This window comes from Aromatoleum toluclasticum ATCC 700605, assembly GCF_000378245.1.
Classification (GTDB): domain Bacteria; phylum Pseudomonadota; class Gammaproteobacteria; order Burkholderiales; family Rhodocyclaceae; genus Aromatoleum; species Aromatoleum toluclasticum.
Map to the genome: position 1 here is coordinate 211,500 of NZ_KB899499.1, position 24,140 is coordinate 235,639.

Annotated in this window: 21 protein-coding genes, 1 tRNA gene and 1 rRNA gene; 7 read left to right on the plus strand and 16 right to left on the minus strand. The window is 65.2% G+C overall.

Annotated elements, in window-relative coordinates; genetic code table 11:
* Positions 1–195: 195 nt before the first annotated feature.
* From F464_RS0116415 to F464_RS0116440, 6 genes are read right to left on the minus strand one after another with little or no spacing between them, the layout of a single operon-like run.
* On the minus strand, positions 196–708 hold the full coding sequence (locus F464_RS0116415; protein ID WP_018990931.1) for a hypothetical protein: 513 nt from the start codon (positions 706–708) through the stop codon (positions 196–198).
* A complete protein-coding gene (locus tag F464_RS0116420) occupies positions 705–1,376 on the minus strand; it encodes a hypothetical protein (protein ID WP_157353815.1) in 672 nt (223 codons plus the stop codon). Before F464_RS0116420 ends, F464_RS0116415 begins: the two co-directional genes overlap by 4 nt.
* Positions 1,376–1,918: a hypothetical protein gene (locus tag F464_RS0116425; RefSeq protein ID WP_157353817.1), complete on the minus strand. Its 543-nt coding sequence runs from the start codon at positions 1,916–1,918 to the stop codon at positions 1,376–1,378. The genes F464_RS0116420 and F464_RS0116425 overlap by 1 nt, the downstream gene beginning before the upstream one ends.
* Positions 1,915–2,643, minus strand: a complete 729-nt coding sequence (locus tag F464_RS0116430) for a hypothetical protein (RefSeq protein WP_018990934.1) — start codon at positions 2,641–2,643, stop codon at positions 1,915–1,917. The genes F464_RS0116425 and F464_RS0116430 overlap by 4 nt, the downstream gene beginning before the upstream one ends.
* On the minus strand, positions 2,624–4,297 hold the full coding sequence (locus F464_RS0116435) for a GspE/PulE family protein (protein ID WP_026296073.1): 1,674 nt from the start codon (positions 4,295–4,297) through the stop codon (positions 2,624–2,626). Before F464_RS0116435 ends, F464_RS0116430 begins: the two co-directional genes overlap by 20 nt.
* A complete protein-coding gene (locus F464_RS0116440) occupies positions 4,294–5,469 on the minus strand; it encodes a type II secretion system F family protein (RefSeq protein ID WP_026296074.1) in 1,176 nt (391 codons plus the stop codon). Before F464_RS0116440 ends, F464_RS0116435 begins: the two co-directional genes overlap by 4 nt.
* A 184-nt stretch (positions 5,470–5,653) precedes the next feature.
* Between F464_RS0116440 and F464_RS0116445 the strand changes: the two genes are divergently transcribed.
* A complete protein-coding gene (locus tag F464_RS0116445) occupies positions 5,654–6,406 on the plus strand; it encodes a lytic transglycosylase domain-containing protein (protein WP_198292283.1) in 753 nt (250 codons plus the stop codon).
* Positions 6,407–6,438: 32 nt separating this feature from the next.
* On the opposite strand, the gene F464_RS31645 is transcribed toward F464_RS0116445, so the two are convergent.
* The 4 genes from F464_RS31645 to F464_RS0116465 form a co-directional block, all read right to left on the minus strand.
* The gene (locus tag F464_RS31645; RefSeq protein ID WP_018990938.1) at positions 6,439–7,119 is read right to left on the minus strand and encodes a hypothetical protein; all 681 of its coding nucleotides are present in this window, start codon (positions 7,117–7,119) and stop codon (positions 6,439–6,441) included.
* Positions 7,120–7,180: 61 nt separating this feature from the next.
* Positions 7,181–8,398 carry a glycosyltransferase gene (locus tag F464_RS0116455; RefSeq protein WP_018990939.1) on the minus strand — a complete coding sequence of 406 codons (1,218 nt, stop codon included), beginning with the start codon at positions 8,396–8,398 and terminating at the stop codon, positions 7,181–7,183.
* Between the two features lie 42 nt (positions 8,399–8,440).
* The gene (locus F464_RS0116460; RefSeq protein ID WP_018990940.1) at positions 8,441–9,520 is read right to left on the minus strand and encodes a nitroreductase family protein; all 1,080 of its coding nucleotides are present in this window, start codon (positions 9,518–9,520) and stop codon (positions 8,441–8,443) included.
* The gene (locus tag F464_RS0116465) at positions 9,513–10,400 is read right to left on the minus strand and encodes a ThiF family adenylyltransferase (RefSeq protein ID WP_018990941.1); all 888 of its coding nucleotides are present in this window, start codon (positions 10,398–10,400) and stop codon (positions 9,513–9,515) included. Before F464_RS0116465 ends, F464_RS0116460 begins: the two co-directional genes overlap by 8 nt.
* Positions 10,401–10,625: 225 nt before the next feature.
* Here F464_RS0116465 and F464_RS0116470 point away from each other — a divergent pair, with 225 nt between their 5' ends.
* A complete protein-coding gene (locus tag F464_RS0116470; RefSeq protein ID WP_018990942.1) occupies positions 10,626–11,393 on the plus strand; it encodes a PEP-CTERM/exosortase system-associated acyltransferase in 768 nt (255 codons plus the stop codon).
* A 100-nt stretch (positions 11,394–11,493) separates the two neighbouring features.
* Here the strand turns inward: F464_RS0116470 and F464_RS0116475 are convergent, their stop codons facing one another.
* The 3 genes from F464_RS0116475 to F464_RS0116485 form a co-directional block, all read right to left on the minus strand.
* The gene (locus tag F464_RS0116475) at positions 11,494–13,386 is read right to left on the minus strand and encodes a propionate--CoA ligase (protein ID WP_018990943.1); all 1,893 of its coding nucleotides are present in this window, start codon (positions 13,384–13,386) and stop codon (positions 11,494–11,496) included.
* Positions 13,387–13,520: 134 nt separating this feature from the next.
* Positions 13,521–14,702, minus strand: coding sequence for a GGDEF domain-containing response regulator (locus tag F464_RS0116480; RefSeq protein WP_018990944.1), 1,182 nt, complete (start codon positions 14,700–14,702; stop codon positions 13,521–13,523).
* Between the two features lie 23 nt (positions 14,703–14,725).
* On the minus strand, positions 14,726–15,724 hold the full coding sequence (locus F464_RS0116485; RefSeq protein ID WP_018990945.1) for an oxidoreductase: 999 nt from the start codon (positions 15,722–15,724) through the stop codon (positions 14,726–14,728).
* Between the two features lie 158 nt (positions 15,725–15,882).
* Here F464_RS0116485 and F464_RS0116490 point away from each other — a divergent pair, with 158 nt between their 5' ends.
* The 3 genes from F464_RS0116490 (at position 15,883) to F464_RS0116500 (ending at position 18,325) form a co-directional block, all read left to right on the plus strand.
* Entirely contained in the window at positions 15,883–16,737 is an 855-nt protein-coding gene (locus F464_RS0116490) for an HDOD domain-containing protein (RefSeq protein ID WP_018990946.1), read from the plus strand.
* An 81-nt stretch (positions 16,738–16,818) separates the two neighbouring features.
* Positions 16,819–17,394: a LemA family protein gene (locus F464_RS0116495; RefSeq protein WP_018990947.1), complete on the plus strand. Its 576-nt coding sequence runs from the start codon at positions 16,819–16,821 to the stop codon at positions 17,392–17,394.
* A 19-nt stretch (positions 17,395–17,413) separates the two neighbouring features.
* Positions 17,414–18,325, plus strand: coding sequence for a hypothetical protein (locus tag F464_RS0116500; RefSeq protein ID WP_018990948.1), 912 nt, complete (start codon positions 17,414–17,416; stop codon positions 18,323–18,325).
* On the opposite strand, the gene F464_RS0116505 is transcribed toward F464_RS0116500, so the two are convergent.
* Positions 18,322–20,229 carry an ATP-binding cassette domain-containing protein gene (locus F464_RS0116505; RefSeq protein ID WP_018990949.1) on the minus strand — a complete coding sequence of 636 codons (1,908 nt, stop codon included), beginning with the start codon at positions 20,227–20,229 and terminating at the stop codon, positions 18,322–18,324. The two genes, F464_RS0116500 and F464_RS0116505, sit on opposite strands and share 4 nt — an antisense overlap.
* 115 nt (positions 20,230–20,344) lie before the next feature.
* Between F464_RS0116505 and F464_RS0116510 the strand changes: the two genes are divergently transcribed.
* A complete protein-coding gene (locus F464_RS0116510) occupies positions 20,345–22,399 on the plus strand; it encodes a site-specific recombinase (RefSeq protein ID WP_018990950.1) in 2,055 nt (684 codons plus the stop codon).
* A 65-nt stretch (positions 22,400–22,464) separates the two neighbouring features.
* Positions 22,465–22,539 (plus strand) — tRNA-Arg (locus F464_RS0116515).
* Between the two features lie 247 nt (positions 22,540–22,786).
* Here F464_RS0116515 and F464_RS28830 read toward each other — a convergent pair.
* Positions 22,787–23,749 (minus strand): alpha/beta hydrolase, encoded by a 963-nt coding sequence (locus tag F464_RS28830; protein ID WP_018990951.1) that lies wholly within the window; start codon positions 23,747–23,749, stop codon positions 22,787–22,789.
* A gap of 159 nt (positions 23,750–23,908) precedes the next feature.
* A 5S ribosomal RNA gene (rrf, locus tag F464_RS0116525) occupies positions 23,909–24,022 on the minus strand.
* Positions 24,023–24,140 lie beyond the last annotated feature (118 nt).

Consider the following 24,140-nt stretch of genomic DNA (forward strand, 5'->3'; position numbering starts at 1 on the left):
TTTGTTCGAGGGCGGCATTCGTCGCACACGCGGCAAGAAGAAGCGCCGAAAGGGCAGGGAGCAGGAATCTGCGCAACGCTCCTGCCAGCGGGAACTCGCTCCAGGCCGAAGTGCTGCGGCACGACGAGCCGCTCACGGGCATTGAGCGACGGACTTGGCAATCCCGGGATCGCGATAAGGTCGAAATCTTCGTTTTCATGGATTCTGGCGATTGAGGATCTGCATTTTCTTGAGCGGCAGATAAGTGAATTCGACCGCGGACGGGGTAATGCGCTCGACACGGTAACGGCCTGCGATTTCCTCTCCCGGGCGCGCCACGCGGACCTGCGTGCCCTCGAGCAGAAACACTGCCTTGCCCTGCGCATCGTCGATCGCGCCGACGTAGCGGAACGGCAGCGGAGGCGCCTGGGGCTCGACGGGAACCGACGATGCGGGCGGCGGCGGAGGCGGAGCGAAGCTGACGATACGCGCCAGCGGATCGGAAAGTTCCGGCCACGGCGCCCGCTCCGCATCGAGTCTGGCCAAGGTCCCGCCCACAGACGTCGACACATCGGCCGATGCCCCCGGCCCCGGCGCGGGCTGCGACCGGGCTGCGCGCTCCACGAGCTGCACCACCGCAACCTCGCCCGAATCCTCGTTGACAGCCCACCAACTCGCGGCCAGCGTTGCCAGCAGAGCGGCAGCCAGGAGAACGTGGCGCCTGGTCATGAGCGCCCCCGCAGATAAAGTTGCAGGCGGATATCCGCCTCCACCGTCGCAGCATCGCTCGTATCGCGCTTGAGGCTCACCGACTCCAGCGCAATTTCGGGCATTTCCCGCAGCAGCGCGCCGAGCCAGACGTAGAGTGCCTCCGCGTCGGCCTGCACGGGAATCGTGAGGCTGACGAGCGTCAGCGGCGTGCCTGCGACGGCGGTGCTGGCGTAGTCGGTACGCTGCACGCGGATGCCGTGGGTCGCGCCGTGTTCGTTCAGACGACGCAGGCTGTCGGGCAGCGCGCCGACCGCAGGAAAATGTCCGAAAAAAGCCGCCACGCGGGTGCGCTCATCGGCCTCCGGGGCCGGCGCGTTCGCGTCGCGCGCTATCCGGCCCCGCTCCTCGGCAAGCGCGGCGGCACGGCGATCGTTGCCCGCGCCACCCGCATATCCGCCCAGCACCGCAGCAGCCAGCAGGACGACGCCAAGCGCACCGGGAAGACCGGCATTCATCGCGAGGCGTCCGATGTACTCCTTGACTAGCCGGAAGGACGACCCGCCGCCAGGCGGCAGGCTCCGCTGCTGCGCGGCAACCCCGGCAGCCTCGCCGCCGCCGGTCGCGGGCGCTATCGCAGCGGCGAGACGGGGGCTCCAGCAGCGAACGCACACACCAGCGCCGGGCATCACGGACGTCCGCTCCATTTCGCATTCACAGTGAATCGCACCGCATCCTTGGCGCCGACACGCACCCATTCGTAGTTCGCCAACTGCGCTTCCCTTATCCCCTGCACGGCCCCGAATCGGGCCAGGAATTCGAACATTTCCGCCAGCGAGCGGGCCTGTCCCGCGACCGCAAGCCTGCCCCGCGCCTGATCGGCCTGCAGACTCAGCCACGTGACCCCCTCGCCCTGAGCCCCCGCCACACCGCCGAGCATGGCCCCCCAGTCCGCGTTCAGGCGTGCCGCGACGCCGAGGACGGCCTTGGCCTCCTCGGCTCCAACCGGGTTCCTCTGCGCCGCTGCCAGCGGCTGTGCGCGCCGCGCGGCTTCGCGCTCACGCGTCACGCTTGCCTCGCGCGCATCGATTTCGGCACTTGCACGACGGAACTCCGCAAGCTGGAGTGCACAGGCAAGCAGACCGGCCGCGAGCAATCCCCACCCCGCGGCACTCACGCGCCGGCGCGTCTGCAGAAAATCGAGATCGACCGGCAACGGAACCCGTCTCATCCTTCCCACCCTTCGACGTGCAGCGCAAGCTTGCGCCATCCGGCAGGCACCCGCGGTCCCTCCCCGATGCAATACAGAACCCCCGCTTGACCCGGAACCCCCGAGCGCAGCGCCTGCGATTCCAGGTACAGCCCCAACGACGTGTCCCCGGCCGGCCCCAGCGGCTGGCTGCGCAAGGTCTGCCACTGCGCATCGCGCCAGAATCCCAGCGTGACGCGCCCCTCGCGCTGCACTGCCAGCGCGCCGAACGGGCTTTCCAGTTCGGGCCGCACGCGGTTATAGGCGGAGAGGAACTCTCCCGTGACGCTGCCGAAGCGCAGCCGGTACTGCCGTCCCCACGCTGCCACCGCCTCGACGTGCGCGGCAGGCACGGCGCACGCGATGACGGGGAAATCCGTGGCACCGCGCTCCACAACGATGCGCCACTCGGGCGCCCCGACGCCGTGCACCTCCCGGAAACGCAGCGCGAGGTAGGCCTCCCGCTCCGCGCGGCCGCGTAGACCGGGTGGCCACTGCACGATCAGATAGCGCACCACCGCATCGGCGAATAGCACTTCCCAGCGCGACCCGCGCTGCACTCCGCCATTCGGTGCCGCAGCCAGCGCAGCCAGGGCGGCATCGGGCGCCCACTCGTAGCCCAGACGTTTTTTTGTCGCGCCATACCCGACGCGGATCGCATCCTGCTCGATCAGCAGACGGCGGGCCTCAGCCGAGAAGCGTGACACGATTCACCTCCTGCAGCGTGGTTTCCCCGGCAGCCGCCACCGCAAGCGCCGCATCGCGCAGGCCGCGGAATCCGTTGCGCCGGGCAGCCTCCTTGACCGTCCGGATCGGAGCACGGCCGACGATCAGCTCGCGGATCTCGTCGTCGAGCAGCAGCACTTCGGCGACTGCACGCCGGCCGCGGTAACCCGTCCCGCGGCACTGGCCGCAGCCATGACCCGCACGAAAGCGGAAACGGCTCGCGTCGGCGATGTGCGAGCGCGCGATCAGCTGCGGGTCGGGCGGCACGTCCTCGGTACAGTGCGGACAATTGATGCGCAGCAGGCGCTGGGCGACGATGCCATTGAGCGCGGCAACGAGGTTGAACGGATCGATCCCCATGTGCATGAAGCGCCCCATGACGTCGAACACGTTGTTCGCATGCACGGTGGTGAACACGAGGTGACCGGTCAGTGCCGCCTGTACCGCGATTTCCGCCGTCTCACCGTCGCGGATCTCGCCGACCATAATCTTGTCCGGGTCGTGGCGCAGGATGGATCTCAAGCCACGCGCGAAGGTCAGCCCCTTTTTCTCGTTCACCGGGATCTGCAGCACGCCGTTGAGCTGGTACTCGACCGGATCCTCGATCGTGACGATCTTGTCCAGCCCCTGATTGGTCTCGGCAAGCGTCGCGTACAGCGTCGTCGTCTTGCCCGAACCGGTCGGCCCGGTGACAAGCAGCATGCCATAGGGCTCGCTCGCGAGGTGGCGCAGGGCGCTCTTGGCGTCGTCGTCGAAACCCAGCGTCTCGAGCGTCAGCCCGCTCATTTCGCGGCTGAGGTGCTCCTTGTCGAGGATGCGCAAGACGGCGTCCTCGCCGTGGATGCTGGGCATGATCGAGACGCGGAAGTCGATCTCACGCCCGCCCGAGCGGACCTTGAAGCGCCCGTCCTGCGGCACCCGGCGCTCGGCGATGTCGAGTTCCGCCATCACCTTGATACGGGAAATGACCTGCTCCGCGAGTTCGTTGCCCTGCGCGGTGCCGACGCGCACCAGCACGCCGTCGAGGCGGTACTTGATGACCAGGCCGCCGGGCACCGACTCGAGATGGATGTCGCTCGCGAGCTGCTTCAAGCCGTCATACAGCGTGGAATTGACCAGTTTGACGACAGGGCTCGCGTCGGCGCTGATGCGCTTGAGCGAAAGATCCTCGACTCCATCGCCCTCCGCACCCTCGTCGCGCGACTCGATCAGCCCGGCCGCGCGGCGGACCTCGTCCTCATGACGCGCCAGACAGGCCGCGAGATCGTCGTGATCCACGAGCACCAGCGCATAGGATTCGCCGAGACGCCCGCCAAGTCCGTCGAGCAGGTCGGTATCGAAAGGATCGGCGACCGCCACCAGCAGTCCGCCGCCTTCGTCGCGCAACGCCACGCACTCGCGGCCCAGGGCCATCTCGAACGGAATGGCATCGAAGTCGGGCTCCAGCGCCATCAGCCGTCCGTGCCCCATCGACGCAAGCCCGAGCGTGCGGGCCAGCCGGTCGACACGAACGGCCGGATCCGATTCCACCTTCGCGAGTCCGTCGATAAAACGCTCGCCGCCAGCGGCGGCCGTCGCCATCTCGGCGGCGGTAAAGGGGGCAGAGGCTGGCGCCATCGTCAACGATTCGCTCATCGAATGCTCTCTGCAAGCAAGAATATCGGAATGTACATGAGCACAACGATCAACCCGATCGCGCATCCGATCAAAAGCATCAGCAGCGGACCGAACAGGCGCGTAAACCACTCTACCTGCCGCGCCGTATCCTCTTCGTGAAATTCAGCCGCACGGCTGAGCATTTCACCGAGATTCCCCGCATGCTCGCCAACTTCCAGCATGCGCAATGCAACGGGCGTGGTCAGGCCGCGCGCTGCCAGCATAGAGGAAAAACTGCGCCCCTCGCGAATCGCGGCAATCGCCGCGGCAAGGCCGGCCTGCAGCGACGGCGAAAGCAGCCCCGAAACCATCCCCAGCGCCGTCACGACCGGGATGCCACCGGAGAGCAGCATGCCCACCGTCCGGTAAAAGCGCGCGAGCTGGAACACCCGCATGCGCTCCCCGACGAAAGGCATCTTCCACATGTAACGCCCGACTGTTGCCCACAGCGCACGACTGCGCACGACCAGCGCCCCGCCGGTCAGCATCACCACGAAGATCGCCACGAGCGGCAGGGCGTGCCCCTCGACGAACTGCCCCCACTCCAGCAGCAGGCGGGACATCCACGGCAGGTTGCTGCCGACATTCTGGTAGATATGCGAAAAGCGTGGCACCACATATCCGAGCAGGAACAGCACGACCAGACTGCCCACCCCGACCAGCAGCAAGGGGTAGATCGCGGCGCTGACCAGCTTGTCGCGCAGACGGTCGCCATCCTCCTGGTAAGCGATGTAGCGCGCAATGGCTCGCTCGAGGTCGCTGGTCCGCTCAGCCGCCCGAATGAGCGCGACATACAGCGCCGGAAACGTCTGCGGCGCCGACTCGAGCGCACTCGACAGACTGCGCCCTTCGCGCAAAGCGTCGCGCAGTCCCTGCAGCACCGACCGGAGCGCCGGCCAGCGCTCCTTCTCCATCAGCGCGGAGATCGCCTCGGAAAGCGGAATGCCGGCACGTAGCAGCGCCAGCAGTTGCTGGTTGAAGAGGAGCAAGGGAAAGCGGCCGCCGCCGCGCCCCCGCTCCAGTGCCTTCAGCGACAGGACGGAGAGCCCGCGGGCCTCCGCCAGCGCACGCACGTCCGCCTCGCACCCCGCCTCGAGTTCCGTTTCAACGACAGACGAATTCGCCCCCAGGGCTCTGACACGATAACGCATGCATCACCAAAGAATCGTCAATTGCACAGCATCGTCATGGAAGCCGGCATCCCCGCGGGGAGCGCGAACTCTGGGCGACGCGCCAAGCGGCGCCAGTGGCATAAATGCCAGCCCTTCACCAACATTAGCATAGAAAGCGGAATTGAATTCCTACATACTTTGCCATGTGGGAGGAACATTCCTCATGACTCAGCTCATCGCGCGCCGACGCAGCCGCATGCCATTGCGAGGCAGGGCGACCGGCATGACCTCGCCGCCGCCGCGGCAGGTTTCGCACACGGCGCTCGCGACGTGCGTCGTTCTGGCGCTCTGCGGCAGTTCGTCGTGCCGGGCCGATCGCCTTTACGGCTATGCCGACGAGCAGGGGGTATTCAACTTCAGTGACGCACCGAGCGATCCCAGGCACCGCCTGATCCTCGAAGTCAGCCCTCCGCGCCCTGCGCCGGGCAGCGTCGGGGCACGCGCGAAGGCTGCCAGCGTGCGCCGCAGTCCGGATCAGCTCACCCCGCTGATCCATGACGCCGCCCGCCAGCACCGCCTCGACCCCGCCCTCATCGAAGCCGTCGCCTTCGTCGAAAGCCGCTTCGATGAACGCGCCCGCTCGCCGAAGGGTGCACTCGGCCTGATGCAGCTGATGCCGGCCACCGCCACCCGGTTCGGCGTCAGCGATCCGTTGGACGCGCGCCAGAACCTCTCGGGTGGGGCGCAATACCTGCGCGAACTGCTCGACCGCTTCGCTTCGCTGCCGCTGGCGCTGGCCGCCTACAATGCGGGCGAAGGCGCTGTCGAACGATACGGAGGCAGCGTTCCTCCCTATGCGGAAACGATGATGTATGTCCCCAGGGTGCTGGAACGCTACCGAGTCCTCCAGCTGACCGGTTCGCGCGGTGACTCCGCGCCCGATGCCCCCGCGGGGCGCGCACGCGTCGCCCCCTGAGCAACCGGGCGCCTGCATCCGGGCGCAGCCCCTCAGACGCGCACGCCGGCACGGCGCACGCAACGCGCCGGAATCCCCGCCCATTCCTCGCCGGGGCCGATCCGGCTCCCCATCGGCACGACCGCTCCTGCCCAGACGACCGCGCCGTCGCCGATTTCCACGTCCGGCATCACCACCGCCTTGAGCCCGACCGTGACGTTGTTGCCGATGCGCACGCGGCCGAGGATGAGCTCGCTGCCGCGGATGAGATGGCCAGTCACCAGGCTGTCCTCCCCGAGGATCACGAAATCGCCCAGCGACACCATCCAAGGCTCGATGATCTTGCCGCCGATCATGATGTTGTGTCCCACCCGAGTGCCGAAAAACCTGTACAACACACCGCGCAGCGTCACCGGGCAGGCATAGGTGTGAATCAGCACGCTCAGGTTGAACAGGTTGAGGAATCCGAGCAGCTTCCACACATTCGCTTCCCGGCCCGGCACCGCAAGGCTGAGCCGGCCGGGAACGAGGGGATGGCGGGCATGCACGGCACGACCGATCAGCCCGGTCGCAAGGATCACCAGCAGCGCGAATACCGCGATCGCGATCAGGGGGGCGAAGGACGGCACGAAGTCCGCCGCATGAAACGCCAGCGACGCTCCGGCGAACGCGACGAGCAGGCTGAGCGTCAGCGCAATGCCGCCCAGGACGGCATCAATGGTGTGAAACGGCACCTCGTCCCCCTTTCCTTGTTGTGCTCCGGGCGCGCCGATCCGGCTCGGCCCGGACGTCCGCCTAGCCCGTATGCTTCAGCACGACGGTGTCCGTCGGTGAACGCAGTTCGTACGAAATCCCCCGCCACGTGATGCGCCGCGTGGTCGCCGAGTAGAGCGTATTGACCAGGCTCAGCAGCGAGGCGATCGGTGCGCACAGCACGTATCGCCACCGCAGGCGCTCGAGATCGCCCGCGATCCCCGGCAGCAGTCTCTTCACATTGCCCAGCAGCAGTGACGCATTCGCAAGGCTCAGCGGCACCAGCACCAGGCAACCCGCCCCGACGAGCCACACCGGATCGCCGCCCAGCGCATAGGTCGCGGCACAGCCGAAACCATACAGCGGCAGAAGGTTCGCGAACGAGTGCACGAGGGCCGCAGACCACCACAGGAAGGGGAAATACACCCTTGAGATGATGCTCTGCCGGTTGGTGAACTCGAGCGTTTCGCGCAGCGTCGAGCCTTCGTGCGAAATCGCGATGCATGAGGTGACGAAACGCAGCTCCAGACCCAGCCGGCGCACCGCCAGCGTAAACGGGAAATCGTCGGAAACTGCGCGGTCCCACGCCTTGTCCACCGCCGCCCGCTTGAAGACCTCGCCCGATATGGCCATCGCGCCCCCCCAGGCAAAGTTGTGTGCCGGATCGCACAGGAAGGGGAGCGCGCCCGCATTCCATGTGCTCCGCAGCATCGCACCGAGGGTAGGCTGCGGCGGCAGGTACCAGCGAAAGCCCGTGGTCGCGCCGACGCCGCGCTCTCCCAGCGGCGCGATGAGCCGGGACACGAAACCCGGATCCGGGCGGATATCCGAATCGGCGAACACCAGCACGCCCGCCGCGGCATCCACGCTGCGCACGGCGGCGAGCTGATTCGTGAGTTTCTGCGCACGCCGGTCGTCGATGCCGGCCACCACGATCGTCGCACCGTGGCGCGCTCCCGCACGCTCATGTCGCCCGAGCAGCTGCCGCAATTCGGCATAGGCCGGATCGTCCGCGGTTGCGACGGCAAATACGAGATGCAGGTCGGGGCAGTCCTGCATGAACCACGCGTCGATGTTGTCCCGGAATCCCGGGTCTATGCCCTTGCACGGCAGCACGAGGAATACCGGGCGGAGCGGAGCCGGCGCGTTCGCACCTTCCCGCACACCATCGGGATAACGCTGCATCCGGAGCGTAAACACGAACGGCAACAGCCCCAGCACGACCGTCAACAGGACCAGCGCAGTATTCAATGCCATCATGCCCCACACCTCGGTTGCCAATACACATCCTGGCTTGCGGTATCAGCGACCGCCATCGGTAAGCAGATCCCGCACGGTCTTGCGCAGGGAACGGGACTTCGGTGCGGACGACTCGCCGACACGGCAGAAGAAGCACAGCGGCTCGTCCTCCTGCATGTCCGCGAGCGTCTCGAACTGCCGCGCAAGGTCTCGGACTCGCCCGTCCAGGGCGGCCGACGCCGACAGGGAGGCCCCCGCGCGGCAATACCAGCGGAAGATCACCGGCGTCATCTGCGGCTGCAGATGCAGGCCGAGCGAGGTGGCCGTGAGCCACAGGCGCTGCAAGGCAACGCCCGCATGGACGTAATCGAGATGCGAGTGGAGGCTCTTGCGTGGGCGCAACGCGACATGCGCCGCGCAGCGGACGCCGGGCAGCAAATCGAGCTGCAGGCGCGGCAGCACCGTGCCGGCCAGATAGCGATTGAAGAACAGGACCCGCCGCCAGCTTCCCAGCACCCACTGCATCAGCCGGGCGGTCAGGAAATCCACGCCCACTGCCTGTTCGGGAATGCGGTCGTCGCTGAAGCGCGCGCCCCACTCGATGATCCGGCGATGGACCTTGTAGGCTTCCGGGCAAGTCAGGCGGATGTAAGCACTCTTCCACAGGAGGCGAGCAACCGCGAGGCGCTCCGCGAGCGAGCCGAAGAACTGAACCCGGTAGTCGCTGCCGGCTGCCGCAGCGAGCGCACGCATCTCTTCGCCGGACAGCGGCCGCGTGCGCATCGGCCTTCTCTGCACGACCCTGTTTTCGATGTACCGAAACAGCGGGTCGGACGGCCGCTCCGACCGTGTGAAACCGACTTCATACACGGGCGACGAATCAGGGGATTCCGGCAGCAGACGCCAGCTCGCATCGTATCCGTGGCCGCTGGCGGCAATTCTCAGGGTTTCGAGCAAGGCGCCATGCGCGATGTGGCTCGCATGGCCGCGGAAGTCGTAGACACACCATTCCCGCGTGTCATGACCATGTACCAGTATGCGATCATCACCCGCTAGCTCGAAGCGCCACGGCTGCGTGTTGTCGCCACTGGGCGCCCAACGTGCAAGATCGAGGATTTTCAGCAGCACTTCGCGCTCAGGCACGGCCCGCTCCCGGTTGGCGCATGCGGCGCAACTGCCGGCGGGCCACCCACAGTCCGAGGCACTGCAGCGGATTGCGGTTGCCGCCTGGACGCCAGGTGCGGACCATGCGATTCCTGTAGGCGTCGAACTGCCAGCCCCACGGCGCGGCCAGCACAGCCCCCCGCCCAAGGAGGATCTTCAGCGACTCCGCAGCCGCGGCACCGGCGCATAGCTGGCATGCGATGATCGTCGAAGGCCCGCGCCGCGCCGCGAGATCGACCTGCGCGGGGTCGGCAAGATAGGCCCGCTGGAGCATCGCCGGCGACAGGCCCAGCAGGAAGCGGATCGCCATCTCCTCCTCGTCGCAGCCGTCCAGACGGAAATACTCCTCGAAACTCGTCCCCCCCGGCAGGAAGGCAACCATCGCAGCCCCCATTCCGAGCGGCGCCGCGGTGATCGCGGGAATGCCCAGTCGATGGCATGCGGCAAACGCTGCTCGCCGGGCGTCGAATGCAAAGAAATCCAGCCCGTCGACGTAGAGATCGACATCCTCCAGGAAGGCGTCCAGATTGTCGCTCGACACCCCGGCGGAAAATCGGCGCAGGTCCAAGCCCGGATTGATGTCGAGGGCCATCTCGGCCAGCACATCCACTTTCGCGCGCCCGGCCGAGGACATCATCGCGCCCGCCTGGCGATTGAAGTTCACGAGATCGAATGAATCGAAGTCGGCAATGTTGAATGCACCGATGCCAAGACGCGCAAGGGTCAGCAGGTGGACGCCGCCAACGCCGCCCATTCCGGCGATCGCGATGCGCTTGCAGCGCAGCGCGGACTGTTCCGCGGCAGTCACCCAGCCGATGTTGCGCGCGAACGCTGCATCGTAATCGAATATCGTGCTCACCCAGAGTCCTCACTGCGCCGCCATTTCACCATGCACCGGAAACGGGCGCCCGCAAACCAAACGTCGGATTCTGGCATGCCTCGTGGAAGAAGAGTATCTGAAGCACTTGGACTATGATTGTCGAAAAGAACGCTGCACGAAGATCAGCCGGGAAAAACACGGGATCGCCATCCGGACCGGGCCTCGAGATCCGCCCACATAACCGACAATACAAGGAGACTGGCGTTGCTGCTGTTCGAACGTTTCAACCTCGGCCACGGATTCCGGAAGTACTTCCAGATCCACCCCGCGATCGACGACGCGCTGCGCGACGACGTCTATCGGATCCGCCATGAGGTGTATTGCGAGGATCTCGGATACGAACCGGTGCGACCCGACCGTCTCGAAAGCGACGAATATGACGCACACAGCGAGCATTGCCTGCTGCGCACCAGTTCCGAGCCGATGAAGCTGGTCGGCTGCACGCGCCTCGTGCTGACGAAACCGGAAGAACGCTCCTGCCCGCTTCCCTTCGAGCACACCTGCGCCGCGACGCTGGACCGGTCCATTGTCGATCCCGCCCGCCTGCCCCGCGAAACGATCGCCGAGGTCTCGCGACTGGCGGTGCGCGCCGGTTACCGACGCCGACGCGGCGAATCGCGCGCCAGTCCGCTGATTCACGACGAGGATTTCGGCACGAACAATCAGCCGCGCTTCCCCTATATTCCGATCGGCCTCTACCTGGGAGCCCTCGCCCTTGCCGAACGCCAAGGCATCGAGACCGTGTTCATGCTGACCGAGCCACGTCTTGCGGTCCATCTGGCACGACTCGGCGTAGACGTCCGCCAGATCGGTGGCGCAGTCGAGCACCGCGGAATCCGCATTCCATCGATGATGAACGTCCAGAGCATAATCAAGGGCATGCGTTTCATGGTGAAGCCAATGTGGTCCACGATTCGCAATGAAATCCTGGCCGCATACACAAAAAAGGGGGCTACCACCCGCCACGCATGAGCACGCGCGACGGATCCCCCCCCCGGAATCCCTCCACTGGGCGCACCAAAAAAAACCGCGCCTTGAGGCGCGGTTCCCATCAGTCTCCCGACGTTCGACCTTAGCCTGCCAGGGCGGCCTTGATCTGATCCAGCGTGCTCGGATCGTCGATCGTCGTCAAATCGCCGGCGTCACGGCCTTCCGCCAGCGCCTGGATGGAACGGCGCAGCATCTTGCCCGAACGCGTCTTCGGCAGGCCCGAGATGAAGTGCACGCGCGCCGGACGGGCGATTGCGCCGAGGAGGTTGTCCACCGTCTTCATCACTTCCTTCTCGAGTTCGGCACGCTTCTCGGTCGTTTCGACGCGCGAGGGATCCTTCACCACTGCGAAGGCCATCGGCATCTGTCCCTTCAGCTGGTCGGCCACGCCGACGACCGCGACTTCGGCGATCGCAGTATGTGCCTGGATCGCCTCCTCGATCTCGCGGGTGCCGAGGCGATGGCCGGCCACGTTGATCACGTCGTCCATGCGGCCGAGGATCGTGTGGTAGCCGTTTTCATCCTTGATGCCCCAGTCCGACGACGAGTAGATCACGGGATCGGCGAAGGTGCTGAAGTAGGTCGACACGAAGCGGTCGTCCTGCCCCCACACGGTGGACAGGCAGCCCGGCGGCAGCGGCGGGACGATGCCGACGATGCCCTTCTCGTTCGCGCCGCACTCGCTGCCGTCCTCGCGGAAGATGCGCAGGTCGTAGCCGAACACGGGAAAGGCGGGCGAGCCCAGCTTGATCGCGCTCTGCTCGACGCCGCGGCAGATCGCCAGCATCGGCCAGCCGGTCTCGGTCTGCCAGTAGTTGTCGATGACCGGGATGCCCAGCTCGTCCATGATCCACTTGTGGCTGGTCTCGTCGAGCGGCTCGCCGGCGAGGAACAGGTGCTTGAGCGAGGACAGGTCGTACTTCTTGAGGAAGGCCGGGTCCTGCTTTTTCAGCACGCGCACGGCGGTCGGCGCCGAGAACATCACCGTGACCTTGTACTTCTCGACGATCTGCCACCAGATGCCGGCGTCCGGGCGCAGCGGTGTGCCTTCGTACATGATCGTGGCCATGCCGGCGAGCAGCGGGCCGTAGATGATGTAGCTGTGGCCCACGACCCAGCCGATGTCGGACGTCGAAAACATCGTCTCGCCGGCGTCACCGGTGAAGATATGCTTCATCGACGCAGTCAGGGCCACAGCGTAGCCGCCGGTGTCGCGCTGCACACCCTTCGGCTTGCCGGTCGTGCCCGACGTGTAGAGGATGTAGCTCGGCTCAGACGATTCCAGCCAGGTCACCGGAACCTTCGCGTCCATGTGCCTGGCGCGCAGCTCACCGTAGTCGACGTCACGGTCGGCAACCTTCGGGAAGCCCTTGTCCAGGCCGCGATCGACGATCAGGACCTTCTGCGGCGGGAACTCGGCCAGCTTGCAGGCCTCGTCGACGAGGTGCTTGTACGGCACCGGCTTGCCGTTGCGCATGCCGGCGTCGGAACTCACCATCAGCACGGGCTTCGCATCATCGATGCGGGTCGCCAGCGAACCGGCGGCAAAACCGCCGAACACGACGGAGTGGATCGCACCGATGCGTGCGCAGGCGAGCATCGCGAACGCCGCCTCGGCGATCATCGGCATGTAGATCAGGACGCGATCGCCCTTCTTGACGCCGAGGTCCTGGTAGATCGCCGCCATGCGCTCGACTTCGCGCTGTAGTTCGGCGAACGAATAGACCTTCTCTTCGTCGGTTTCAGTCGAAACGTAGATCAGCGCGCGGTCGTTCGGCCGCTTCGCGGCATGGCGGTCCACTGCGTTGAAGCACAGGTTGGTTTCACCGCCCTTGAACCACTTCACGAACGGCGGCTTGGAAAAGTCGCAGATCTGGTCCGCAGGCTTGTTCCAGTCGATGAGCCCGGCCTGTTCGGCCCAGAACTCGTCGCGTTTTTCGATGGAACGGCGGTGAAATTCGTTGTACGTGGTCATAAGCTTCCTCTCCCTACTTTGATCCCTGCACTGCTTGCTTTAGATACGCGTTCCGGCGCCGCCGGCCCCTTTCCTCCAAGAGACAGCGGCGCCACCTTTCACAGCTTTGTTGTTATTGTTGCCGGGGCAGCCGCTCAGGCCTTCTGCGAGCCTTGCGCAGCAACCCCGGAGGCGGAATTGTAGTTATTAAGGCGGTCCAGCGGAATCCCGCAGCCGAGGCGCGACTCGATCAGCTGCAGCAGCGGCATCAGCGCCGCGACCGCCGCCGGCAGCTGCGCGTCGAGCTCGGCACCTTCTCCGGCGCGGATCTGGCCGAGCAGCTGGTCGATGCTCACGACCTGCCTGAGCAGTTGATCGACCGATTGCTGCGTGACCTCGCCCTGATCGCCCACCACGCGATTGCCGCCGGCCTGACGTCCCGCCTGAGCACGCTTCACGGCCATACCGATCAGCTCGCTGACGCTTTGCGCCTCATCGACGGACGAGCTTGCGACGCCAATCGTCACGTTGATGCGGATGCGGTCCTCGCGGTAGGTCATCACCAGCTTTTCCATCGCCTGCTGCATGCGCAATGCGAATGCACAGATCCCCCCGAGATCGGTGCTGGGCGACAACACGACGAACTGTGAGGGCGCGATCTGCGTGACCGTATCCTCCTTGCGCACCCGCGTCGAAAGAATACCCGACAGTTTGCGCCCGACGAGCTGGGCCACGTGGGCACCGTAGGTCGTGATCAGCTGGTCGTAGCGATCGATTTCCACGAGCATCGCGCTGAGATCGGCCTGATGCCGGCGGGCCAGCGCCAGTTCCTGTTCGCCGCGCCAGTTCATGTAGGACTCGGTGACGAGTCCCGACACGGGGTCGACCGGGCTTTGCTTGGCAAGTGCGGCCCGGCTCTCCTCCAGTTCCCGCCGCGTCTGTGCAAGACGCGTCAGAGAGTCGAGGCGCGCCAGAAGCTCGGTCGCACCGATACCCTTGGTGATGAAATCGTTGGCACCCAGCTGGCGGGCGCGTTCGCGCACGGCATCGTCCTCCTCGCCCGAAATGACGATCACCGGAAGCTCCTGGATGCGCGACAGCTTGGAGCTGCGGATACGCTGGAGCAGCCCATAGCCGTCGAGCTGGGGCATGCCGATGTCGGAGAGGACGAGCTGGATCGACGGGTCGACGAGCAACGCCTGCCAGCCGGCTTCGCCGTCGGCCTCCTCGCGGAACTCGAAGCGCCCGCGGATCAGTTTGACGATGGAAGCCCGCACCATGCGCGAGTCGTCGACGATCAGCACCTTGGGCAGCGGCTGATTTTCCTGTTCGCTCATGGCGGGATTTTCTCCTTACTGCTTCAGGCGCCGATCCGCACAACCGTGCGCCCCTTGATCGCACCCTTGATGTACGCGTCGAAGGCGTCCGGCAACTCGTCGAGCGTGATGCTGCGGGTCACCGCAGCAAGATGGCGCGGCTTGAGGTCGGTCGCCAGACGATCCCACACGCGCTGACGGATCGGGAAGCCGATGTAGCCCGAATCGATCCCGAGCAGGCTCACGCCGCGCAGGATGAAGGGGAACACCGTCGTGTTCAGGTTGAAGCTCGCTGCATTGCCGATGCTTGCGACGGTGCCGGCCTGCTTCATCGTGGCCAGCACCCAGTGCAGGATCTGGCCGCCGACGTTATCGACGGCGCCGGCCCACTGGGCGGCCTCGAGCGGACGCACCTTGTCGAGGTCGATCGTGCTGCGCAGCTTCACCTCGGCCGCACCGAGCATCTTCAGGTAGTCGGTTTCGACTTCCTTCCCGGTAAGTGCGACCACGTGATAGCCGAGCCGCGCCAGCATGTCGATCGCCAGGCCGCCGACGCCGCCGGTGGCACCCGTCACGATGACCGGACCGTTGGCCGGAGCGAGCCCGTTGTCCTCCATGCGCACGACGCCCAGCGCCGCGGTGAACCCGGCGGTGCCCAGCGCCATCGACTCGAACAGGTCCAGCCCCTGCGGCAGGGGCACGACCCAGCCCGCCGGTACGCGGGCGTACTCCGCATAACCGCCGTGATGCGCGACGCCGATATCGAAACTGGTGGCAATGACCTTGTCGCCGGGCTTGAAGCGCGCGTCGGCGCTCTCGACGACCTCGCCGCTCATGTCGATGCCGCCGACACACGGAAAGCGGCGGATGATCTTGCCGGCGCCGGTCGCGGCAAGCGCATCCTTGTAGTTGATGCTGGAGTAATGGACGCGGATCAGAACCTCGCCTGCATCCAGATTCGTCGCATCGAGAGTCGCCATCCCGCTGACGACCTTCTTGTTCTCGTCCTGACCGATCAGAAAAGCCTTGAAGGGTGTACTCACTTGCGCTCTACTCCTCTCTCGCCGGGACGCGACACCGTACCGCGCTTTTTGCGGCGATTATAGCCAAATCGCCGCACGCCACCCTGTCAAATGGCATCCGCCCTTCATTTCACCGATCCGCTGCCGATAATTCCCCCATCAGTCAGGTTCCGACGCTCATGGCCTTCATCGACACTCCGCTCGCATCGGTCGACGCCTATGTCGAATTCGTATCGGCACAGGATGTGCCCGTGCTGCGCCAGACCATCCGGGAATTCGAAATGCTCAGGGAGCAGGATTCGACCGGCGCCAGGCACGTGGCGGCCGCCGTACTTGCGGACCCGCTAATGACGATGAAGCTGCTAACGACGCTGCAAGCCCGGCGCGGCTCCAGGCAGAATCGCGACATCACGACCGTCGAACGGGCGGTCATGATGATGGGGCTCACTCCGTTCTTCGAAACCTTTTCCCGCATGACCACGGTGGAAGAGCGCCTGGCCGCACATCCGCAGGCACTGGTTGGCGTACTCAAGACCATAGGTCGCGCACGCCGTGCGGCGCACTTCGCGCGCGACTGGGCCATTCTCCGCCACGACCTCGACGTCGACGAGATCACGGTGGCGACGCTCCTGACCGACGCCGTAGAGATCATGTGCTGGACCTTCGCGCCTGCGATGACCCTGCGGGTATTCGAGATGCAGCGCGCAAACCGCTGGCTGCGGCGAAGCGAGGCACAGCGCACCGTCTTCGGCGCCACGGCGCAGGAGATACAGGAAGCGCTGGTGCGTGCCTGGAAGCTGCCCGAACTGCTCATCACCCTGATGGATACGGATCAGGCGGACAATCCACGCGTGCGCAACGTACTGCTGGCCGCCGACCTCGCGCGGCACCTGCAGACGGGCTGGGACAATGACGCCCTGCCCGACGACGTTGCGGAGGTAGGCAGGCTCATCCACATGAGCCCGGAGCAGCTGCTCGCGCGCCTTGGCACCCCCGCCGAGGAGTTCCACCGCTTCTTCCCGCCAGCGACCTGAGGCGGCCGCTTGCCGTAGACACCGCAGGCCCGCCGCAAATTGCGTATATCATGCTGCGGCAACAAGGGGAGATAGATAACTATGAGCATGTCCGCTGCTGTCGCGCTGGGTGCGTTGGTCATCACCCTGCTATATGCGATCGTAGTCTATAACGGTCTCGTCCGACTCAAGCACAATATTGCCAAGGCATGGGCGAACATCGACGTCCTGTTGAAGCAAAGGCACGACGAACTGCCGAAACTCGTCGAAGTCTGCAGGCAATACAAGCAGTTCGAGCAGGAGACGCTGCAACGGGTCACCGAAGCGCGTGCGCGCGTCGCCAGCGCGCGCGAACATCAGGATGTCGCCGCGCTCGGCAAGGCGGAAGGGATGCTGCGAACCGGACTCGGCCAGATTTTCGCCGTCGCCGAAGCCTATCCCGAGCTGCGCGCCAACGAACATTTCATGCAGTTGCAGACGCGCATCACCGCGCTGGAGAACGGCATTGCGGACCGCCGCGAGTGGTACAACGAATCGGTCAATCTGCTCAATGTCCGCATCGAGCAATTCCCCGACGTCTTCGTCGCCCGCATGTTCCAGTTCGAGCCCAGACCCCTGCTCGAATTCGCAAGCGCCGAAAAATCCGACGTCGACCTGAAGGCCCTGTTCAGCACCTGATCGGGCGGCCAACCGCCATATGCTGACCCGCCTGCGCCGCGACATCGCGCACGTCACGCTGCCGACGCTGCAGTTCATTACCGTCGCGATCATGCTCAAGACCGCTCCCGGCAAGGGGTGGGGTCTCGGAATCGGCGTTCTCGCAGCAAGCGGACTCGCCGGCTGGCTGCGCTCGCTCGGCACGGCACGCGCGATTTCCGACACCCCGACCTCGCGCATCGCCTCCGCGGCCCAGGGCTACGTCGAGCTCACCGGCCGCGGCCGCCCCCTCGACGGAACGCCGCTGCTGTCGCCGGTGAACGGCCTCCCGGTGCTCTGGTATCGCGTGAAGACTGAACGCCGGCAGAGCGACGGCAAATGGCGCCATGTCTCCACGGACGAGAGCGACGCATCCTTCCTGCTCGATGACGGCAGCGGAGTCTGCGCCGTGGATCCCGAAGGCGCCGACATGATGGTCAGCCGGAAGGAAACCTACACGCAGGGCGACACGCGGCACACGCAATGGTGCCTGATCAACCACGACCGCATCTACGTGCTCGGCGACTTCGCCACGCTCGGCAGCGTCACCCCGGATTTGGACATCGGGCGCCAGACCCGCGAAATGCTGAACCACTGGAAATCCGACCGCAAGCGCCTGCTCGAACGATTCGACCTCGACGGCGACGGCGAAATCGATCTCCGCGAATGGGAACTGGCGCGCAGCCAGGCCCGCCGGGAAGTAACGAAACTGCGCGACGAGATCCTCGCCGCCCCGGAAGCGCACGTCGTGCGCAAGCCCGCCTCGAAGTCGCTGTTCCTCGTTTCCGACCTCGCCCCGGACCGCCTCGCTGCCCGTTATCGCTGGTGGTCGGTGTATCACATCGCCGTATTCTTCGCCTCCGCCGCTGGCGCGGCGGCTTGGCTCGACAACGTCGGCGCCCTTGCCCGCTAGCCGGCGCGACTCTCCAGCGCTTCCCAACGCACCAGCGAATTCTCGATTTCCGTGTCGAGTTCATCCAGGCGCCCCTTGATGCGGGCTACTTCCTGCGGCGCCTGCTGATAAAGCGCCGGATCGGCCATCCTCGCATGCAACGCTGCCTGCTCTGCCTCGAGGGCGGCAATGCGGTCGGGCAGCGTTTCCAGTTCGCGCTTTTCGTTGAACGACAGCTTCCCGCCTTTCGCGGCCGCCGACTTGGGTGCAGCCGGCGCAACCGGCTTCGTGGCCGCAGCCCTTGCCTCCCCTGCCTCACGCTCCGCTGCCGCCTGCTTCACCCGCTGCCAGTCGGCGTAACCGCCCGCATACTCGCCCCAGCGCCCATCGCCCTCCGCAGCAATCACCTGGGTCACGACGTTGTCCAGGAAGGCCCGATCGTGGCTCACAAGGAAAAGCGTACCGTCGTAGTCCGCGAGCAACTCCTCGAGGAGGTCGAGCGTCTCGATATCGAGGTCATTGGTCGGTTCGTCCAGCACCAGCACGTTGGCGGGCCGCGCGAACAGCCGTGCGAGGAGCAGCCGATTGCGTTCGCCGCCCGACAAGGACTTCACCGGGGAGCGAGCGCGCTGCGGCGCGAACAGGAAATCGCCGAGATAGCCGATCACGTGCTTGCGCTCGCCCCCGATGTCGACGAAGTCCGATCCCGGGCTGATCACCTCGGTCAGCGGCAGCTCGGGGTCGAGCTGGGCGCGCAGCTGGTCGAAATAGGCGACGGTCTGGCGGGTCCCGCGGCGCACGGAGCCCGAATCCGGAGCGATTTCGCCAAGGATGAGTTTGAGCAGCGTGGTTTTCCCCGCTCCGTTCGGGCCGATCAGGCCGACGCGGTCGCCACGCATGATGCGCGTCGAAAAATCGCGCACCACCACGCGGTCGCCGAAACGCTTGGTGACGTCGGTCAGCTCCGCGACCATCTGGCCGCTCTGCTCGCCCTTGTCCACCGCGAGCTTGACGTTCCCGAAACGGTCGCGCCTTGCGGCCCGGTCGCGCCGCAAGGCCTCGAGCCGTCGCACGCGCCCTTCATTGCGGGTGCGACGGGCCTCGACGCCCTTTCGTATCCACACCTCCTCCTGCGCCAGGAACTTGTCGAAACGCGCGCTGGCTTTGGCCTCGGCGTCCAGCTCCTCGACCTTGCGCCGCTGGTAGTCGGCGAATTTCCCGGGGTAGCTGCTCAGCTTCCCGCGGTCGAGCTCGATGATGCGCGTTGCGACATTGTCCAGGAACACCCGGTCGTGCGTGATCACGACGACCGCGCCGCGGAACTCCCGAATCAGCGATTCGAGCCAGACGATGCCCTCCAGGTCCAGATGGTTGGTGGGTTCGTCGAGCAACAACAGATCCGGCTCGGAAACCAGTGCCCGCGCCAGCGCCACGCGCTTGACCCCACCCCCCGAGAGGCTGGACACCAAGGCATCGCCAGGAAGCGCGAGGCGAACGATGACCTCGTCGACGCGCTGATTCAGCCGCCACGCATCGGCCGCATCCACCTCGTGCTGCAGCGCGTCGAGCCGGGCCAGCGCCTCCGCGCTCGCAGACTCGGCCACGGCATGCATCGCTGCGTGATAATCGACGAGCAGCCGCGCTGCCTCGCCCAGCCCGTCCGCAATCGTCGCGAACACGTCGCGCTCGAGGGGGAACTCCGCTTCCTGCGGCACGTAGGCGACCTTGAGGCCCGACTGACGCCACACCGTGCCGTCATCCAGCATCGCCTGACCGGCCAGGGCCTTCAACAGGCTGGACTTGCCCGACCCGTTGCGGCCGATCAGCGCAACCCGCTCCCCGGCATCGAGTTGAAACTCGGCGCGGTCGAGCAGATCGACGTGACCATAGGCAAGGCAGGCATTGTCGACGGAAAGGAGCGGCATGGGGTGTTACTCGCGGTAAAGGATCCGCATTTTAACGGTCTGTTAAGATGGTCCGCTCGCCCGATTTTTGCGCACCGCAACATCGCATGCCCGCGGCAACACGAATGGAGACCGGATGGATCGACTGCTGGAACGCCTGGATGACCCCGAGAGCGACGAACTCGCACAATGGAAGGCCCTCATCGGCCAGCTGCGCCCACCCAGGGCCAACGATGCAGCGGGCGCGGAATCCCGGCTACGGCAGCTCATCGATACGCTCAAGGCACGTCCCGACCTGCGCCGGCACCTGAACGCGGCATTCCGTCGGTTGTTCCGCGAACGCAAGCAAGTGTCGCTCTACGCTTCATCCGGACTGCTGCCGTCGACCGGATTCTTCTCCGAAACGGCACGAAGGCTCTCCGGACGGCTGCTGCCCGACTACCTCGACACCGCGTACATGAAGGACGTCCTCGCCGTCCTTTTCTGGCGCAACGACGACGAAGAATGGGTCAACGCCATCTCCGATGAACTATGGTCCGAGCTGATCCGCACCGTCCTTGGCGACGAGGCGCCGGCCTCGGAAAGCGACAGCCGCGCCCTGCCCGACGCGATTGCCGAGATCCTCGAAGCCCTTCGCGTGCTGTCCTATCACGCCAGCGCGATCGGCCTCGACCCAGAATTCATCCGCATCGATCCCGAACTCGAAGAACACGAATCAGCCTTTCTCGCACAAAACGCCGAACTGGTCGCCTACATCCGCAATTACGCACAGTGGTGGGAAACACCAACTACGCTCGTGGAGGACGAACGGCACGTTCAGGTCATGCTCGACCAGTGCGAGGACGCCCTGCTGCGCATTCGCCGACGCGCGGGCAAACTCGGCACCAGCCTCACGCTCACCTTCAAGCTCGAACGCCTGCACCAGCACCTCCGACGCATCGGGCGCCTGCTGCGCTTGCTTGCAGGGCTGCGACGGCGGCGCATGCTCGCGGACGTGGCACCCGAGATCGTCGATCTCTTCAAGGAACTGGTCCGCTCGGAATGCCGCAAGCACCGCCTCTCGGACTATCTCGGCAAGAATGTGGAGCTGCTCTCGCTGCGCATGACCGAGAGCGCGGGGAAGACCGGCGAACGCTACATCACGACCACCCGCCGCGAGTACTTCGGCATACTGCAGTCCGCCGCACTTGGTGGACTGATCATCGCCTGCATGTCGGCCTTCAAGCTCGTCCTCGCAAAACTGGGCCATGCCCCGCTTACGTCCGCACTGACTTTCTGCCTGAACTACGGCATCGGCTTCGTCATCATCCACATCATCGGCGGCACCGTTGCCACCAAGCAGCCGGCCATGACAGCCAACGCGATCGCCGCATCGATCGGTGAAACGCGTGGAAAGACCCGGGACCTCGACAATCTGGTCGAACTGATTGCGCGGACGGTGCGCAGCCAGCTCGCTGCAATCATCGGCAACGTCGGAGTGGCGATCCCCGCCGCGATGCTGATCGCACTGATCGTCAGCGCTACCAGCGATGCGTCGTTCATATCACCGGAAAAGGCGCTGACCTTGCTGGACGAGATCGATCCGGCCGGAGGCGCAGTGTTCTACGCCGCAATTGCCGGGATCTGCCTCTTCCTTTCCGGTCTCATCTCCGGCTACTACGACAACCTCTGCGCCTATGCCCGCATTCCGGAGCGTCTCCTCCAGCTGCGCTGGCCTCGCCGCATCCTCGGTGCCCGGCGCATGGAACGTATCGCCCGCTACGTAGAAAATAACCTCGGAGCGCTCGCCGGCAACTTCTTCTTCGGCTTCCTGCTCGGAGGCGTCACCGCAGTGGGTGTGCTGTTCGGTCTCCCGCTCGATATCCGCCACATCGCCTTCTCGTCCGCCTATGTCGGATACGCCAGCGCAGGCCTCGATTTCGCACCGGGTTGGCAGACCGCGGCGCTCGCCGCCTGCGGCATCGCGCTGATCGGGCTCACCAACCTAGCCGTCAGCTTCTCACTCACGCTTTATGTCGCCATGCGTGCGCGCCGGATTACCTTCGCACAGGGACGCACGCTCGTATGGATGACGCTGCGACGCTTCCTAACCCGTCCACGGGATTTCCTCTTTCCGCCGCGCAACGAACCAGCCGTGATGGCGGTCGAGCGCAATGTCGAAGCGAAGCCGCACAATACGATCGACCCATGAGTGTCCACACCCCATACGCGCCGCGCTTGGTGCGCGACGCGCAACCGGATAGAATTGCGCGCCCCCTCCCTGTAGTTCAATGGATAGAACGAGCGCCTCCTAAGCGCTAGATGTGGGTTCGATTCCCGCCGGGGGGACCATTGCACTTTTTCGGCCAACATCACAGCGGCACGATTCCGCGCATCCCGCTTCCGGCGGGTTCCTGCCGCGGGTGCTGCCTTCGGATCGAGCGTGGCCCGTCCGGGCGTCGCATCGGACCGCGTCGCTCGGCAAACGTCGCCTTGCGCCCGCCGACGCCCCGAACGAGTAACAGGACGGCTCGCCCCCTCCGGCACCAGCTCCTCGAGCGCACCAAGGCGAGCAGCACCTCAACCGGCAAACCGTCCTTCAGTTGCTGGCATCATCGCAGGACTTGAGCTCGCACCGCAGTCGCACGGCGACCTGCTCGACCACAGTGCGAGCCTCGGGAAACCACTTCCCCAAGGTAATGAAGCCATGCACCATGCCATCCACATCCAGATGTTCGACCCGCCCCCCTTCTGAACGGACTCTGTCCGCGAACGCCACGCTGTCGTCCGTCAACGGATCGCACTCCGCCGTTACGAGCAGCATCGGAGGCAAATCACCAAGCGAGCCAGCCTTCATTGGCGAAGCCCGCCAATCATCCGCTTCCCCGCCCGGGAGATAGCGCTCGAAAAACCAGACGAGACTTTCACGATCGAGAAAATAGCCGGACGAGAAGCGATCGCGCGAGACGCGACGACTTTCAATCTCGGTGCAGGGATATATAAGACAGAGGAAGCGAAGATCAGCCACTCCTAGATCCCGGAGCATAAGCGCCGTCACCAGCGAGAGATTTCCTCCTGCGCTGTCGCCGCCCAAACCAACCCGCCCCGGATCCACGGTCAACTGCTCGGCATTCGCCAGCGCCCATTGCACCGCAAACAGCGCATCCTCCACCGCAGCCGGGAATGGATGCTCCGGTGCGAGCCTGTAATCCACCGACAGCACTGCGCATCCGGCCAGATTCGCAAGCTGCCTGCACAATGCGTCGTGGCTTTGCACGCTGCCGACACACCATCCACCACCGTGAAAATAAATCAGCAGCGGCAGCGCCACGGCCGGATCCGCATCAAGCGGACGATAAAGGCGTGCAAGAAGGGCGCTGCCGTCAGGGCGCGCCATTGGAACATCCAGCGTAGAAGCGACAGCCTCCGGCTCGCCGCCGAACACGAACTGCAGCTTTTCGAATGAATGCCTTGCCTGTGTGACCGTAAGCTCATGAAACCGGGGTGCGCCGACCCGATACACCATGTCCAGCAGAGCTTGCGCCTGATCCGTTAAAGCCATTGATTGATACCTGACAGCAGATGCGATCGCAGGCCCCACGTCGCGGGGCAACACGAAATCCTAGCAGAACGAAGCGACGTACCCGCTATCCGGCGGATCTGTAGGCGTAAAAAAGCCGCTCATCCTGTGTTTGGAGAGCGGCTTTTTTGGCGTGGGGTAGTCTGACGATGACCTACTTTCGCACTCACGAAGAGCACTATCATCGGCGCGGACCTGTTTCACTGTCCTGTTCGGGATGGGAAGGAGTGGTTCCAGGACGCTATGGTCGTCAGACTGTAAAGGGTCACAAAGGGGAGAAGTAGAGTGTGTGGGGAGTGTGATTGTTGTGTAGCGTGTTGAGTTCGCTGAGATCCAGGGTTATAGGATCAAGCCTCACGGGCAATTAGTATCG